The organism is Priestia sp. 40 (assembly GCF_049368575.1).
GTDB classification, from domain to species: Bacteria; Bacillota; Bacilli; order Bacillales; family Bacillaceae_H; genus Priestia; species Priestia zanthoxyli.
The window spans coordinates 1-16,580 of the sequence record NZ_JBMPZA010000020.1 but is presented as its reverse complement, the minus strand read 5'-3'; the positions used below and the strand labels follow the sequence as shown (position 1 = coordinate 16,580).

The window sequence follows — 16,580 nt, the reverse complement described above, 5'->3', positions numbered from 1 at the left end:
TGATCTCCATCCAAAACGGCATTCTTGGTAACGAGTTTGTCGGTTGCATGAGGAAATGCGGAAACAGAGGACAAATGCATGGTCCAGAATACTGCTAGGAGAAGATAGGCATGGTAAACGAAAGTGAAGGTTTGTAAGCTTCGTTACTCTTAGCTCAAGATAATGCATAGATTGGCTTGGGTCTTGGTAAGAGGAACAGTAGAATCATAATGCTACTCTGATGCGTCCCGCATCTTACCCGGAGTAAAGAACCTACCTACCCCTATCGTATCTGTAGAATGTGGAACTTGGTAAGCCCTATGTCATCTGCATCAGCAGTAGGATGACTGTAAAGTCAAACGATGTGGCAGAGGGTATGGGATATGAGAAAAAGCGAAAGCCGTTACCCTGAAAAGGAACAGGAAAGCAGAAACATCGTATAACTGGACGGATACTGTCGTCTCTATTGACAATGACAGGCTCGAAAGAGCGCTCACTTCTCGTGGGTCTTCAACACGAAAATAAATTTGTGGCTATCTTCTAACGAAAAGGAGCGTGCTGTTATGAATACCTCTCTACGAGCGTCGGCGCACGTCTCGCATAAAGATTGGTACTCTATTGATTGGAGTATTATACAAAAATATGTAGCGAAGTTACGACAAAGAATTTATCGTGCCGAACAACAGAATCAACGAAGAAGAGTACGAAAACTTCAACGTTTACTCCTTAGGAGTAAAGCAAATCTACTACTCTCTATTCGCAGAGTGACGCAACAAAATACCGGAAAGCGAACACCTGGTGTAGACGGCTGTACGGTCTTAAAATCAAATGAACGTATCACACTATATCAACAACTGCTAAAATATAATGTCTTTAAGCATCGCCCAAAGCCAGCGAAACGAACATTTATCGCTAAAAAAAATGGGAAGCTAAGACCTCTCGGTATTCCGACGATACGAGATCGAGTGTATCAAAACGTAGTAAAGAATGCACTGGAACCGCAATGGGAAGTTAGATTTGAAGCCACTTCCTACGGTTTTCGTCCTAAAAGAAGCACCCATGATGCTATAAGTAACCTCTTTAACAAGCTGAACACGAATAGTAAGAAAAAGTGGGTATTTGAAGGAGACTTCTTAGGATGTTTCGACCATCTTAGTCATAATTGGATAGTAGAACAAACATCTTCGTTCTCAGGAAATACTCTCATTAAAAGATGGCTCAAAATGGGATACATAGAGCAGGATATGCTTCATAAAACAAAAGAAGGAACTCCTCAGGGAAGTATTGTGTCCCCTCTTCTGGCCAATATCGCGTTATGTGGGATGGAAGAAGAGATTGGTATCGTCTATAGGAAGACATACAAATCAAATGGAGGATATAAAATTGATCCAAAATGTAAAATAGGACGTATTCTCTACGCAGATGACTTCGTCATCGTAACGGAAACGAAGGAACAAGCTGAAAGTATGTATCAGAAACTCAATCCTTACTTACAAAAGCGAGGAATTAAACTGAGTGAAGATAAAACCAGAGTTACACATATCGAGAATGGGTTTGATTTCCTTGGTTTTTCACTCCGACAATACAAAACGGAACAAGGCAATAAGTTATTAATCAAACCCAGTAAAGACAGTATCAGAAAAGCAAAAAGCAAGATAAAAGATACGTTCGCAGTGATGCGAGGACGACCAGTAAAAGAACTAATACGTGTTTTAAACCCAATTATTCGTGGTTACGGACAGTATTGGAAACATGTCGTTTCTAAAAAGACGTTTGGTTATATAGACAACTACGTCTTCTTGAAAATAAGGAAACATCTTAGACAATTGCATCCAAGGAAGTCTTGGAAGTGGATTAATAAGCGCTATTTTAAGAAACCCCACCATGGCGGAAATAATAAATGGATTCTCACATGTCCACTTACTAATATTCAATTGTTGAAGATGTCTTGGATTAAAATAGAACGACATGTCATGGTAGCCTACAAGAACAGCCCAGATGATCCGAATCTAAAAGAGTATTGGGAAAAGCGAGACCGAAAGGTCTTTAATAGCGAAAACACTTTAGATAGGATGAAACTCGCAAGGAAACAAGGATATCGTTGTGCATTGTGTAAGCAGACTCTACAAAATGGAGAGAAAGTTACAGTGCGAAACCTAGAGGTTTCTATAGGTGAATTGACTAAATTAGTACATGTACCATGTATTAAATAAGTTGTTCGGATAAAAAGAAGGCTTGAGCCGTATGACGGGAAATCTGTCACGTACGGTTCTTAGGGGGGCGGGCGCTCGTGAGAGTGCCTGCCTACCCGACTTAACTAACTTTGTATATCGTATTCAACTTAAAATGAAGATTTTATTTTTATTTTTTTCTATTTTATGAAATAATTGTATGGTTCGTTTCAGAGAGAACAATCATATCTATAAGGAGAGGAAAGAATGAAATTAATAAGAAACATCGTATTTTTTATTTGTTTTGCATTACTACTTGCAGCTTGTCAAAATGCTGATACAACTTCAACTATTAAAGATAAGAATTTAGATACTATCCTTAGTGATATATCTGATAAATACGTCGTTTTAAGTATTGGACAAGACTTGAAATCAAAAGATGTAAAAGTTGAGGTAGAGGACACTGAAGATGCAAACAAAGTAAAAGCAGATATTAAACGTCAATTAAAAGAAAATGGTTTAAGTGCTTATAAAGTTGACGTTCGCGAGAGAAATGTTAAACAATTAGAAAAAGAGAATCGTTGGCTGGATATCGAGAATAAGGTTCTTGTAGATTTGAAAGAGAATAAAGAGTATAAAAATGTAACATATAAAAAGACTGACGTTACATTGAAACAGCCTGTTACAGTCGCTATTGTTACTCCTATAAATAAGTCTGATGACGGTGCTCAAGAGTATAGTGAAAAAATTAAAAAAGAAGTAAATACCTTTATCCAAACTAAAGATATAAAGAAACAATCTAAAGGTGATTCTTACAAGATTGTTATTTATGATCAAGATGATCAGGTCATTAGCTAAAAAATACATAACGGCACAATAAAGCTCCCAGAAGTATATAACGCTTCTGGGAGCTTTATTTCTACCGATAACGTGGACTATGTAAACAAGGTTTCTTCTTTAAATCCATTTGATAAAGTAAGCAAATCTATATGTGTTTATTTTAGTGCACCATAGCATTTTTTTCGGCAGGTAAGGGTTTTGATTCAAATTTAGCACCTGGCTGTATAGCTACTTTTCCAATTGCGATACATACAGTAACAAGTGACATAAGAAGAAGGATGCTCATGTCGTGTGATAAACTTGTTCCTCCAAAAATTACTGTGTAGTATCCATCTGCCACGTATGTTGCGGGAAAATAGGAACCTACAGTTTGATAAAAGTTTGATAACATCGTTTTTGGAACAATAACTCCAAAAGTAACTAGCTGCAATGAAAGTGAAATAATATTAAATACCATACCAGCTGGGCCAAATATAACAACAAACATCTGTGTTAGGCATAAGAAAGAGAAAACTACTAAAGTTTGAAATATCCAAGTTTGAAATAAGTTTGTATTCAGTTTTATATCAAATGCGTACATAAATAATAAGGTAACAAAAGCTAAAATAATAGATGCGCCGATATTAATAAACTGTCTTGTGAAAAAGATAGGCCACTTACCATGGGTTTTCTTTAATTGCATTGAAACACCATTAAGGTTCAAACTCATAATCATAGCACCAACCCATGAAGCGAGAACAGTTAATAATGGAAGCATAGTTGCTGCAAAACCTTCTGTATTGTTGGTTTTCTTAACAGATGATTGAACAGGATCAACAGTTAAAGAATTTAGCACATTTGTAATGTTTTTTGATAACTTTTGTGCCAACTCTTCTGATGGCAATGATGTACTTAGTCCTGTAGATAGATTGGAAAGGATAAGTTCTTGTTTGTACGTATATACTCCTTTGTTAATGGTTTGTGTAATATCTTTTGCTGCTCCAGACATAATTTGTTTTGTTAAAGATGAATTTGCTTGGTTAATAAAATATTTTATCTCTGTTTTGTTATTCTCTTTTAATGAACTGGAGAAATTTGCAGGAATGTTTATAACCATATCTAAATTGCGCTTATTCATATCTCCATTAGCAGATGTTAAAGAATTATAAGCTTTAACTTTGAAAGGTAAATTTTTCTCTAGGTTCTTTGAAATATTGTTTCCCATTTGAGTGTCATTATTAACTAACCCAACTTTTAATTGGTCTACACGGTCTGTAACACCATCATAGGCAGTCATCCATACACAGAAAAAGATTAGTAAAAAAGCAAAAGCTGTTGCAATTCCAATATAAGTCTCGCGGTGCTTAAAGAAATTTTTAAAAGTTTTCATCATTATACACTCCTTTTTATTTAACTACCTAAAGCAAGTATTCACTTGCTTTTGTTGCAAAAAATATTAGGGAGTTAACCCCCTAGAAAAAAGCTGAATACTGTATTTTAGAAAATTTTCCTTTGAATCAGAAAATGAATTTTTACTAAAGCGAGAATTAGAGAGAAAGTAACCAAAATTCATCCAAATAAAATTCATGGCTTGAGCTTCCATGTTAGTTTCAATGAGTTTACCTCTCTTGTACATTTCAGTAAAATATGAAACCAACTCGTCTTTCAACTGATTGGGAATTAATGCAATAGCTTCACTGAGCTCTGGAAACATTCGAGCTTCTTGTAAACTAATGAAAATTAGATTTCTCATTTTCTCGTTCTCAATATATTGATGATAACCATCTGAGATTACTAACAAATCATGTTCTAAGTTCCATGTAATTTCCTCATGCATTAATTTGTTTAATACAATATTACGCGATATATAACTTATTGATTTTTCCATTATCTTCTTTTTGCTTCCAAAATTCCTGAAAATAGTTGTTTCGTTTACACCTGCTAATTCTGCCACGGCACGTGTCGTTGTTCCTTTATATCCTTGAGTACTGAATAGTTCTAAAAACGCTTCTATAATACGATCTGATGTGTCTTTCATTTTATTCATATTCAACCTACCCTTGAAAAAGTTTTAAAAACAGTAAATGCAAGCAATCACTTGCTTTTATAGCATAAATTACCAAATTAAAATTGTCAATATATTTTTTGGTGATTTATTTAATTTTGATCAAGTGCAATTAGTTAATATTTCTTCTACCTAGAAGCTACATTATGTTAATTAGAAACTATATGATAAGCAGGGTCGACTAATATACTAAAGAAATTAACCATTACAATGGATGGTGTAGAGACAATGAAAGTAAAATACTTCATACTAGACACCTCTAATTCTTTTCTTTAGTAAACTGACCTTAAAAAAGATGTAATAATGTGTAGAAAAACAACAAATGGTATAATGACATGAACTATTTATATTATAAAAGGAGGAATTAAGATGGGAAAAGTTTTATTCCTTAATTATCCTGGAGAAGGTCACGTCAATCCTACCATTGCATTAGTGGAAGAACTCCTAAAAAAGGGTGAAGAGGTTGTCTATTACTGTGTAGAGGAATATAGAAATAAAATTGAGAAAACGGGAGCTACATTTCGTCCTTATAAAAATTTTACACGCAATGCAGATCTAGTGAAAAAAATGGCGAAAAGAATGGACCCTCTTGAAATGCTATTATATATGGTACGCTCTGCGGATACAGTCATAGAAGGTGTTCTAGAGGACATAGGAGCTGAAAAATACGACTACGTTATTTATGATAATAATTTCGCCGCAGGATGGATGATTGCTGATATATTGAATATACCTAAAATATCGTCTTGTACAACGTTTGCTATTGATGAAGAGGTCTTTTCGAACGTGATGAAAAGTCGAGGAGAAATTAATAAGACATCTCCAACATATCAAGAACTTGAAGAGATATTAAAAAAATGGAGACAAAAATATGGTATAACAATCAACGATAATCATAAGCTTATGTCTTGCCCTGGCAATATTACTCTTGTATATACTTCAAGATCATATCAACCTCGTGCTGAAAAGTTTGATAACTCTTTTATCTTTGTTGGTCCTTCTATTGCGCCTCGAAATGATGTAGAAACTCTTTCATTAAAAAATATTTCTGGTAATAAGCTTATCTTTATTTCAATGGGAACAATATTTAACCAGCAACCTGAGTTATATACTACTTGCTTTGAAGCATTTCAAGAAATACAGGCTACAGTTGTATTATCAGTAGGAAAACAAACGGACATTAGCCAGTTTAAAGATATTCCATCTAATTTCATTATACGTAATTATGTACCTCAGTTAGAAATACTAGAACAAGCAGATGTTTTTATTACTCATGGTGGAATGAATAGTACAAGTGAAGGGCTTTATTTTGGAGTTCCTCTTGTTGTTATGCCTGTTGTGGGCGATCAGCTAATAGTGGCTAATTGGATTGAAGAATTAGGAGCTGGTCTACAACTTAATCGTCAAGAATTAGATGCTATTACCTTACGAAATGCAACAGAACAAGTGCTATCGAACTCTTCATTTAGAGAAAAAAGCTTGGAAATTGGAAAATCGTTAAGGGATTCTGGAGGATACAAAAAGGCAGTAGAAGCCATTTTAGAATTTAAAAAGAAAGATAAAATAGAAGGTCTTATTTAATTTCATCAGATTTTTAACCCTAACATTTAAATCAGTCTAAAAAGAAAAATTAATGAAGATAAAAAAGAAGTCTCAATGGGAGACTTCTTTTACTTACTGTCTATATTAAACATTAGGTTATCAAAGCCCCTTTATTCTATGTAGGATAGAGGGGCTTTGTTTTAAATAGCAAATATGGTTTTGTAGTGGTAGATGCCTCACGGCGTCTTGGGTAGTTTGTCTAGTGTACCTGTCTTTTATACTTAATACAAATAATTTATCCTACTGATGGGGTAAAAGAATTTGTATAAGAAACAGCTTGATGTAAGCTACCAAACGTTTTAATGTGATCAATTGTTATGCCTAAACCGACCATAGTTTGGGCAATTTCAGAACGGATGCCACTTAGAACAACACGTACGCCTATTAGTTGTAATCCTGCAATGACCTTAAAGAGTTGATCGGCCACCATCGTATCAATAATAGGAACAGCTGACAAATCAATAATGAGCCATTTTAATTGATACTCACTGCCTTTGGTCAATGCATTTTCCATCAGTATTTGGGCTCTTTGGGTATCTAAATCGCCTACTAAAGGAAGGATACCCGTTTCTTTTGTCATACGAACAATAGGTATTAACAGCTCATCGATTGCGTATTGAGCATGTTTTATTTGTTTAGCATAGTCTTCTATATAGGATTTACTGACCCATTGTACAGCATCATCTACAATGGTATTAAAATGTGAAATAATCTCATAGAAAACGTCAAGAGAGAACCTTTTATCATTTGCTTCATCTTTAATTACTTCTCCAATAATATCTCTATAGTAACTGATTTCTTCTAGTGCTAGGTCTAAAGGAAGTCCACGGTTAACGAGTAGCGCAGAAATATTTTCTCCCCATTCTTTAATCATATCAGCAGCAATATCTTTCTCTACAAGAATAGAATCCGCATAAATAGTAAGAAGGTTTAGCCTAAACGTGGTTAATTCTGTATAAACATCATGAACAACCTCGAGGTTTTGTTTTTTCATTTCTGCTAGTTCTTCTCTACGTTGGATAATCATATTTCTAATGGGCTGTAATTGCTCTATATTTATAAGTTGCATGTTCATATAGCTCCCTTTATTTTTTAGTTATATGGAGAAAATACTATATTTTTTCTATAAGATACAAAAGCCCTCTAACCTATTTAGAAGCAGAGGGCTTTTGTCATCATATCATACCTAACTTGTTGACTATTCTTCCGTTAATAGCATAACTCGTACTTGCTGAAAAGGCGCTATTTATCAATATATAAAGGCAACTTAAAAGTATGTGGTGATACCTGAAAAATCCATTATGGTAACTACTTTTGTATATCATATACAGCCTAAAAACAGAAAAAAACCTATCTCTTTCCAATCTAAAGAGGTAGTTTTTTTCTGCTCTATTGCTTTAAGGATTTTCGCTGACGCCTCACGGCGTCTAGAATAGTTTGCTCATGTTGCTACTTGTTATTCATTGTATAAATTTAAATAAAAAAGCAAACGGATCCAATTAAGGCTGTTTCCTGTAAAATTCCAGTCCGTATTGGTTTCCATACCCGTTTTAATTAAAATGAAACATGGAATATGATATTTTTTATAAAATATATTTCACTTCCGATATTTTGTTTTATGTTAACTAAAGATTTATATCATATACAATTTAAAAAGACCAAGCTACTGAACGGGGATCAGTAGCTCGGTCAAGAAGCATGTTGTGAACTCAAGAAAGTAGTAAGGATTGCCAAATAGAAGCTTCGCAGCATCTTGAGTAGTTTGTTCAAATTGTTACAGTAGTATACCTTAGAAAAAATACTCACTATACCGTTATTATCACTATGTAGTGTGCCTTTTATTCAGTATCTAACCATTAAACTACAGTTAGATACGTAGATTAATTCATTGACATAAACCAATAACCTAAGCTAATTCCTACATAGTTTCCAATTATATAGCCAAGAGTACCAACAACAAGAATCGGGCCTACTAAGCTTCCCCACCCTTTTGCAATAGCCATGGCACTCGCGGTAGTAGGACCACCTACAGATGCATTACTTGCTAATAAAATATGTTCAAGATCAAACTTAAATAGCTTACCAGCTATCAATCCAGTTGCTAGGTTGAATAGACCAACAATCAGTACAAAAACGATTAAAAGTGGTGCTTTTTCGATAATTAATGAAACTGAAGCTGGCGCACCGATTACTACAAAGAAAATGTAAATGAGGTACGTTCCAATTTCTTGACTGCCATTAATTTGTTTAAAAAAGGTAGGAAATAAATAAATTGCTAAAAAGGTAATAGTAGAAAGTAACAGGTATTTTTCACCTAATATATTATTTAATAATACAAGAAAGATGGAAGTTCCTTCAGTATCGGGTATAACTTCATTAAAGAAGTCCGCCAGTTTAAAAGATACTACAACCAAAAAGAAGGCAATACCCACCGTGGCAGCAATGTCTTTTAATGATACCTCTTTTTTGTTCCAATAATCATCTGCTGATGAACTAGATCCATTTTTCTGTTGTTTTTCCACGGCATCAATGGAAGGTGTATTATACTTCTTTCTGAAAAAGGGTAGGGATGGGATTAGCATATAAAGTGCAAATATTGCGGCCATGACCATATTGTCAGCAACAACAGTAGCAGATACTATATCACTGGATGGCTGAAATTTCGCAGTGACTGCCGCAAAATTGACGCCCCCACCTACGTATGAAGCTCCTATTGCTGCAGCGATTTTGTCCAATTCAGGGATGTAATCCCTTAATAACATGAATCCTAAAGTAGTACCTACAATAGTTCCAAAAGAACACACTAGAAAAATTACTACGAGTTTGTGACTTTCTTTGAACAACTGTCTTATGTCTATTTGAAGCAGTAGCATAGGTATTGCTAGAGGCAGAAGATATGTCCACACCGCGTCATAAACGGGTGATTCAGTTGGAATAACATTTAAATTTGAAAGTATTAGTGAACCAAGCAAGGCAATAATAGCTCCAGAAACCATTGCGGCCCACTTATACTTTTGTTCTAGAAATATACTTATAGTTGCCCAGATTGCTAATATACCCCAAAGCGTCCATGTGTCGTTAGATTGAACAATAGTGTAAATCATCAACTTAATCCTCCAAATTATCAGATATAGGGTAATAAATAGATTTGTTTAGTTTTTTGTAATTAAAGATATGTAAATTACAAGTGCTTAGTCCTGGTGAATCTACAGTGATAATGTCTTTAATATTCTCTTTAAAAGATGCTTTGAAGTGAACGCTTGATTTAATCCCTATAATTTTATAATCCAATATATTAATTCCATGCAGTAAGAAGACTTGTTCATCAAAAGTCTGATTTCGTAAAGATGAGACGATAATGTCGGTTTTCCCTACTTGAAGTCTTACAGTTGGTCCTATATTTACTTCCAGACCAGACCACATTGGCGAACTCTGTATAAACTTTCCATCTGTAATACTTTTAACATAAGCCCTTATCTTTAATGGATCCCCGTGAAGATTATCTGTATTACCTCCAAGTAAAACCTCAATGTAAGAACCTATACCATGGTGGATTGCTGTATTCACAACTTTCTTATCGCTAATGAAGCCAAAACAACTTTTTATGTCGCCATGATTTAATAGCGCCTTTAAAAGGTGCGTGCCATCCCCCGGTGTTCCAGCACCTGGATTATCTGACGTTTCGTTTATTAAAACCGGTGCTGTATCCCTTTTTAGTGCTTCTTGAACTCCTTGATCAGGCGACGGGTATTTAAGATTGAAGTCCTTTCTATATTTCCATATTTCTTGTGAGACTAATTTTGAAATCTGTATACTTTTTACTTTATTAGAATTTGTAATAGTGAGGACAGAAACACCTAGATTTGGTATATCCGTGTAGGGAAAACCATGAAAAATGGTACAACCTACTACGTCATCTAATGTCTCTATTTCTTTACAGAAATCATTTAATAAATTCATTGGTTCCATATCTGTTGGATATGTGGGTATAAGTAAAGGGAGCTTTTCTATGCTCATGACTGGATTAAACTCATGATTAATAATTTTAATTAAAGATAATGCTGCCTTAAATCCACATTCATATGAATCGATATGGGGGTATTCCATCACACCAAGTAACATGGTTGCTTCATTTACCATAAGCTCTGTTACGTTTGCATGTAGATCAAGAGCGACAACAACCGGAATATCATATCCAAAATTATTTCTAATTTCTTTTAGCAGTGCTCCCTCTAAATCATCCACGCTTTCTGCTACTCCAGCTCCATGCAAACTAAGACATATGCCGTCAAAAGGCTCTACTCTCTTTAACTGAGCAAGAAGGTCATTTTTTAAAGATAGATATGTATCATATGTAATGATTCCCGAAGGAGGAGTATAGGCACTAAATGTCGGTAATATATCTACTTTATAACTTTTAAAGCAGTCTATCATTCCACCTAGATAATCATTTACCCCTTCATGTTTCTCAAAAATATAGTTTCCAGTTCCCCATTCAGTTTCTTTAAACGTATTAATAGTTGTTTTTATGGGACTAAATGTATTTGTTTCGTGGGTTACTTGTCCTACAGCTATTCTCAAAATCTCACTCCTTTAATGTTATGAGGTAGTATGGTAGTACCAATGAAATTAATAGCTTCCTTTTAATTCAAAGATGCATAAACAAGTTTTAAAAATTTCAGAATATTCATATCATAAATTATTGCAAAAGAAATTAAAAAAAGTCAACAATTTTTTTAAAACGCTTGAGATAAGCATCGGCTAAGGACAATGAATTCTTACTGTTTCCCTAGTCCTATAATCCACCTAGTTTATTTGCCACTTAATAAATCTTACATAATTAAATAAGATTACGTGTCATATTCCCTGACAACATATTTGACGATTGTCATTTGGATAATTAAAATCAGGTTTTATAGGCACCAGTGTTCCCTAAATATTATTTTAACAATTAATATAGCGTTCGCGTTTCTATAAACCTAATGGCGGCTTTTTTTCAATACACGCACAATATGAAACATCGCCTCTCCTAATAAAAGGTTTCTTCTTACCTTATTAAACTTCAGCCTTTCTAGTAAGAAAAAAGTAAGCTTTGCTTTTTTATAATATAGTTAGTCTTTTGTCTTAAACGATAAATGATTCTTATTTTCTTCCGAGTTTGCCAGAACCGTTCCCGTTTGGATAACAAACATAAGTGCCTTTTCTAGTCAACTCTCCCTCTGGTTGTTTTACCTCCCCTTCTTTTAATATTTCTTATTCTTCATACTTATATAATTTTTTTCTTAACTCTAATATGGCGCAATGTTTTTAGTGGCAAAATAACCGCGAATGAATTAGCATTATTACAGTGATATTTGATGTTTTGCAGTATGTTCAGACTAGTACCAGGCGTAAATTTACTGAGTTGAAAATGCTATTGATGTAGTGTACCTAAAGAGTTAAAAAGGGTTTAGAATTTAACTAAAAATTAAATATGAAAGTAAACAAAACAAAATTATCTTTGTATTTCTTCAAGTAACTATATTAAACTAAAGAAAAGTCAGATATCTTTATACGAAATAAATGTGGAGAATAGAAACGTTAACATCTTTAAATGATTCTCTAGGGGGAAACAAGTTTGTCACTATATCAACCTATAAAGAAAACTACAATTACAGAACAGGTTATGGAGAGAATAGCAAGCCTCATTACATCCGGGCAATTAAAAGAAGGAGAGCAATTGCCTAATGAAAGAAGCCTAGCAGAGATGTATAATGTAAGTCGAGGTAGAGTTAGGGAAGCGTTAAGATCTCTTTCACTTATAGGCTTTATAGAGATTAGACCCGGAGAAGGTAACTTTGTAAGAAGAAATCATTCTATCATGCCTAGCCAGACTGTTACCTTGCTATTTTACCAAGAACAGTTCAACATTGAAGAGGTTTACAGAGCCAGAAAACTTATTGAATTAGAAGTCTATATGCTAGCAATTGATAAATTGGAAGTAAAAAATATTAAAGATTTAAATGTACTAATAGAAAACTTAAAAACTTACCCTCGATCTGACGTTAAAGGATTTGTTGACCTAATTGATAAAATGGACTTTTATCTAGGGGAAATAACTGAAAACAAAGTCTTTTTTAAATTAATGCAAACAATTATCCACTTAAGAAGAGAAACATATGAAAAATTAATTATAGTTGAAGATTCTTGGGACTTTGCAATTAAGCAGAGGACGGAATTAGTTAAGTCTTTTAAGAGTAAGGACAAAAAGCAACTACAAGAGGTTTTAGATTATATCTATTTAGAGTCTAAGAATTTTTATAAAGATATTAACTAACTTTTAATAGCCATTCAGAAAATTTATTATATGGCATTTCCTAAATTGTTAATCAAATGATGGAAAAGAGAGGTAAAATCAAAAGAAAATTAGTTGCTAAAAAAGTTATGAAAGAATCCTTGCCTCCCAAGGGTTTTCTTTTTTTTTGCGTTCCGAAATGAGACATTATGTTAACTGGATTTGTATATTGTATTCATCTCAAGCTTCTTTTTTAAGAATAAAATAGTAAAAAGAAGAAATTCCTAAACTGACAAATATAATAGGTAGAACAATCATTGTATGTTCACCTTCTTTTTCATAAAACCTGTTGGGGTAGACGTTTCAGCTGTTACTGGAGAGTCAAAAAAGACTCTTTTTAATTTTTTATATTCAAAGAAAAGTAAAGCTATACTCATAAAGGTTAACAACGTGGTAACAGAACGAGCTGGTATCTCAAAACAAAAATCAAGAATAGTAATATTTACTGTGATAGGTAAATAAATAATGTTTCCTAAAGTTGCTGTCTTTGGAATCACTAATAATAAGGCTGCTGTTATTTCTCCAAAAGCAATAAAAAGATTATATGTATCCGAATATCCAAAGAAGTGCCAAGCCAATTGCATTGCTGAGTCCTTTGTCGAGTCATATATAAAGTCGCCAGTAGAGAACTGGCCTGGATAGATTTTGGAAATGCCGTAAATCAAGAAAGTTAATGCTAAAGACCATCTAAATGTAGTGATAATTGTCATTCTAAGCTTTTTTAGAAATGTACTTCTATTCATTGATTTTCCCACTTTCTATTTTCGTTTTAATAAACCTATTTTGTATTTCTTTGCTAGGGACGAGACAACTCTCTTTTTTCCCGAAGAATCGATATCGATTCTTTGCAATAAAACGGTACGCTCTATCTCGGATTTTTTTAGGTATTATCCAAAAGAGAATGAAAAACCTTATAGGTCCGGTAAGCTTATTCATGATATGTAAGATTGCTGTAGATTCCGTATATATTTGACCGTTGTCAATTAAGATAATGGAATCCAATTGCGTATTATTCGGATTGTGATTTATTATCAATGAACGTGCCAAATCTGATTGAAGAGACAAAAATTTAAATATGCCTTTAGGATCTCTTTTTATCACAAATTGAACCCAATGATTACATACGTTACATATACCATCAAACATAATAATAGGTTGATTGTCTTTTTTCACCTTCAATATATCTCATCCCTTTAGTTAATTGTAAATATTTCTTACAAACAATTATAATACGAGATTTAATAAAGCTCACCTAACAATAATGTAAGACGGGCTTACAATTTTGTTAGATGAGCTTTATTTTTTGTTAAAAGTTCCTAGAATTTTGATTATGTTAACTACTTCTGTATATCGTATACAGCGTAAAAAACAGAAAAACCACCTCTGGGAAAGGTAGCTTTTCTGTAACTCAATCATATTTTTTGATGATTCAACCCATCCAAATGTAGCAAAGATCTGCATGTCATCTTTTCACCTTTTTCCCTTTTCGATATAAAAGTCTGGGTTTTGATAGGTTTTCTTTAGAAAGTTCTTTTGTTCTTTTTCAGCAAGCTTATTATTTTCAACTGTATTGATATAAGCATCATAAGTGGCGAACCCATAAAGAGAAGGGAAAAACAGTAACCATTCTGGATTTAATACGTTGGTAGCTTTCTGGATTTCGCCTAAAAAGAGAAGAGAAATAGCTTCAAGAAGATGAGAATAGTAAAAGAAAACAACGGTCCAAGTAACAATAAAAAAAGCAACGATTATTCGATGAATATAAAGCTGACCTAAACCTGGCATAAATAAGGACCATATGATAGACATCATAGGATTTCTTTTATCCAAGTAGTTAATCTCCATAGCTCCCATACTAAAGGAATTAAAGGTGTGATTTTCTCTTTCAGCTAAGAGATATATTTTATTTAAATCAACCGTCGTTCGATAACTATCCCATATGGCAAAGATATAAACAGGAATATAAATGAGAAGCCACCTAGTGTTTAGTGACTCTTTCGCCATGTCTATGTCCCCTTGAAAGGAATGAATCATAGCCACGTTTATATTTGACTGGAGATTAATAACAACCTCCCAAATAAATAAAACAAATCCTCGAAGATATTTAGATAAAAGTAAATGTCCGAAGCCAGGAAAGGCTGCTGACCACCAGGCTATGATGTAGGGATTTCTTAAGTGAATCTGAGTGGTTCCAAATATACTAACGTGAGCTATATAGCGTCTTGCTGTGTTATCGTTTGTATAGTTTTTCATGTATGTTCTCCTATGGAATTATTAGGGGAGTGAAAAAGACGTTTTTTACATCTTTAATCCATAATTAACATACTTTGATATATTTATTCTGTTTTACACGTTTAAAATACCTAAAAATCCTTCATGAGATAAAAAGTGTTTTTAGATATTAGGTTCCTAGAAACTACACTATGGTAACTATAAATTATAAAAAATAATACCTTGTAATAAAAGGTATTATTTTTTATAATCAACTAAGAGGTGGGTAATTTGGAAATTAATAGAGAAATTTTAAAGGGTCATATTGATACGTTGATCTTGTCGTTACTTTATCAAAGGGACATGTACGGTTATGAATTGGCTAAGATTGTTCGAGAAAAAAGTGAAGAACAATTTGAGCTGAAAGAAGGAACTCTTTATCTGTCTTTAAAGAGATTAGAAAAGAATAATTGGATTTCTTCTTACTGGGGGAGTGAGCAAGGTCCTGGTGGAAGAAGAAAGTATTATAAGCTCACCTCATTAGGTAAGCAAGGCTTTGAAAATAAGCGTTTAGAATGGCAATTTATAAAGAAACTGATGGATTCATTTTTATGGGGAGGAACGAAGTGAAGAGAATAGAAGCATTTGTGGATTCTGTGTATTTAAATGTAGAGGGAGATAAACAAGAAATTCGCGAACTAAAAGCAGAAATGAAAAATCATTTGTTTGAATCAGTTCAGGAGTTAAAAGCAGAAGGAAAAACGGAACAACAAGCTATTACAATTGCGATTGAACGGTTTGGTGAAGAAAAAGAAATGCGCGCTGTTATTGGACAATTGTTTGAGATACAAAAAATATTTGCAAAGCGCGTGCTTTACATAGCAATAGTATGTTTAATTATAACCATATCAATTGGGAGCTTTCTTTGGAAAATTGATGATTCAACAGCTCAAGGAATATCTGAAACCAGCACATTAATATCTAATGAATTAGAAAATAAAGACGTTATGACCTTCAGTATGAAAAGAAAAATTGAAACTGTAGTAGAGGATACGAATTATATATCTGAAGTCACTATCTATAATTCAAAAGATATAAGAAGTGTTAGCCAAAATTCTGTTGAGTATCATTGGAAATCACAGAAACCAGATTTTCAATATCAAAGAACGATTTGGGCTCCAAAATGGCTAGGTGTTGATTCTTCCGCGTCTGGAAATGGAAATGAACAATGGTTTGTACTAATAGAAAGTAGAAGTTTTGATCAATTACAGGTAATTATATTATTTATGGGTGGAGCTATTTACTGGACACTGTTTACAATTTGGGCAATTATCAATGCTTATCATCAAAAAAGGTTACATATTAAATGGATTTTAATATTTTTATTGTTTAATGTTTT

Annotated in this window: 14 protein-coding genes; 6 read left to right on the top strand and 8 right to left on the bottom strand. The window is 33.4% G+C overall.

Annotated elements, in window-relative coordinates:
* The first annotated feature begins 542 nt into the window (after positions 1-542).
* Positions 543-2,192 (top strand): group II intron reverse transcriptase/maturase, encoded by a 1,650-nt coding sequence (ltrA, locus tag ACO1DI_RS22060; RefSeq protein WP_226556484.1) that lies wholly within the window; start codon positions 543-545, stop codon positions 2,190-2,192.
* Between the two features lie 225 nt (positions 2,193-2,417).
* Positions 2,418-3,008, top strand: coding sequence for a DUF4030 domain-containing protein (locus ACO1DI_RS22055; RefSeq protein WP_299634209.1), 591 nt, complete (start codon positions 2,418-2,420; stop codon positions 3,006-3,008).
* A gap of 142 nt (positions 3,009-3,150) precedes the next feature.
* Here ACO1DI_RS22055 and ACO1DI_RS22050 read toward each other — a convergent pair whose 3' ends face one another.
* Entirely contained in the window at positions 3,151-4,359 is a 1,209-nt protein-coding gene (locus ACO1DI_RS22050; protein ID WP_299634211.1) for a YhgE/Pip domain-containing protein, read from the bottom strand.
* Between the two features lie 66 nt (positions 4,360-4,425).
* Complete coding sequence (locus tag ACO1DI_RS22045) at positions 4,426-5,016, bottom strand: TetR/AcrR family transcriptional regulator (RefSeq protein WP_098197715.1); 591 nt, start codon at positions 5,014-5,016, stop codon at positions 4,426-4,428.
* Between the two features lie 387 nt (positions 5,017-5,403).
* On the opposite strand from ACO1DI_RS22045, the gene ACO1DI_RS22040 reads away from it, so the two are divergent.
* Positions 5,404-6,615 (top strand): macrolide family glycosyltransferase, encoded by a 1,212-nt coding sequence (locus ACO1DI_RS22040; protein ID WP_423145621.1) that lies wholly within the window; start codon positions 5,404-5,406, stop codon positions 6,613-6,615.
* A 256-nt stretch (positions 6,616-6,871) separates the two neighbouring features.
* Here ACO1DI_RS22040 and ACO1DI_RS22035 read toward each other — a convergent pair whose 3' ends face one another.
* From ACO1DI_RS22035 to ACO1DI_RS22025, 3 genes are all read right to left on the bottom strand, one after another.
* Complete coding sequence (locus ACO1DI_RS22035) at positions 6,872-7,663, bottom strand: STAS domain-containing protein (RefSeq protein WP_243557679.1); 792 nt, start codon at positions 7,661-7,663, stop codon at positions 6,872-6,874.
* Between the two features lie 853 nt (positions 7,664-8,516).
* On the bottom strand, positions 8,517-9,740 hold the full coding sequence (locus tag ACO1DI_RS22030; protein WP_423145620.1) for a DUF819 domain-containing protein: 1,224 nt from the start codon (positions 9,738-9,740) through the stop codon (positions 8,517-8,519).
* A 4-nt stretch (positions 9,741-9,744) separates the two neighbouring features.
* Positions 9,745-11,217, bottom strand: coding sequence for a M81 family metallopeptidase (locus ACO1DI_RS22025; protein ID WP_423145619.1), 1,473 nt, complete (start codon positions 11,215-11,217; stop codon positions 9,745-9,747).
* Positions 11,218-12,253: 1,036 nt separating this feature from the next.
* Between ACO1DI_RS22025 and ACO1DI_RS22020 the strand changes: the two genes are divergently transcribed.
* Complete coding sequence (locus ACO1DI_RS22020) at positions 12,254-12,952, top strand: FadR/GntR family transcriptional regulator (protein ID WP_423145618.1); 699 nt, start codon at positions 12,254-12,256, stop codon at positions 12,950-12,952.
* Positions 12,953-13,224: 272 nt separating this feature from the next.
* Here ACO1DI_RS22020 and ACO1DI_RS22015 read toward each other — a convergent pair whose 3' ends face one another.
* The 3 genes from ACO1DI_RS22015 to ACO1DI_RS22005 form a co-directional block, all read right to left on the bottom strand.
* Positions 13,225-13,713, bottom strand: a complete 489-nt coding sequence (locus ACO1DI_RS22015) for a hypothetical protein (RefSeq protein ID WP_423145617.1) — start codon at positions 13,711-13,713, stop codon at positions 13,225-13,227.
* Positions 13,706-14,116, bottom strand: coding sequence for a thiol-disulfide oxidoreductase DCC family protein (locus ACO1DI_RS22010; protein ID WP_423145631.1), 411 nt, complete (start codon positions 14,114-14,116; stop codon positions 13,706-13,708). The genes ACO1DI_RS22015 and ACO1DI_RS22010 overlap by 8 nt, the downstream gene beginning before the upstream one ends.
* A 324-nt stretch (positions 14,117-14,440) precedes the next feature.
* Positions 14,441-15,223, bottom strand: coding sequence for a hypothetical protein (locus ACO1DI_RS22005; protein WP_423145616.1), 783 nt, complete (start codon positions 15,221-15,223; stop codon positions 14,441-14,443).
* 249 nt (positions 15,224-15,472) lie between these two features.
* Between ACO1DI_RS22005 and ACO1DI_RS22000 the strand changes: the two genes are divergently transcribed.
* Both ACO1DI_RS22000 and ACO1DI_RS21995 read left to right on the top strand, forming a co-directional pair.
* Entirely contained in the window at positions 15,473-15,811 is a 339-nt protein-coding gene (locus ACO1DI_RS22000) for a PadR family transcriptional regulator (RefSeq protein WP_423145615.1), read from the top strand.
* Positions 15,808-16,580 (top strand): permease prefix domain 1-containing protein (locus tag ACO1DI_RS21995; RefSeq protein WP_423145614.1); only part of this gene is annotated, 773 nt, incomplete at its 3' end. The genes ACO1DI_RS22000 and ACO1DI_RS21995, both read left to right, overlap by 4 nt.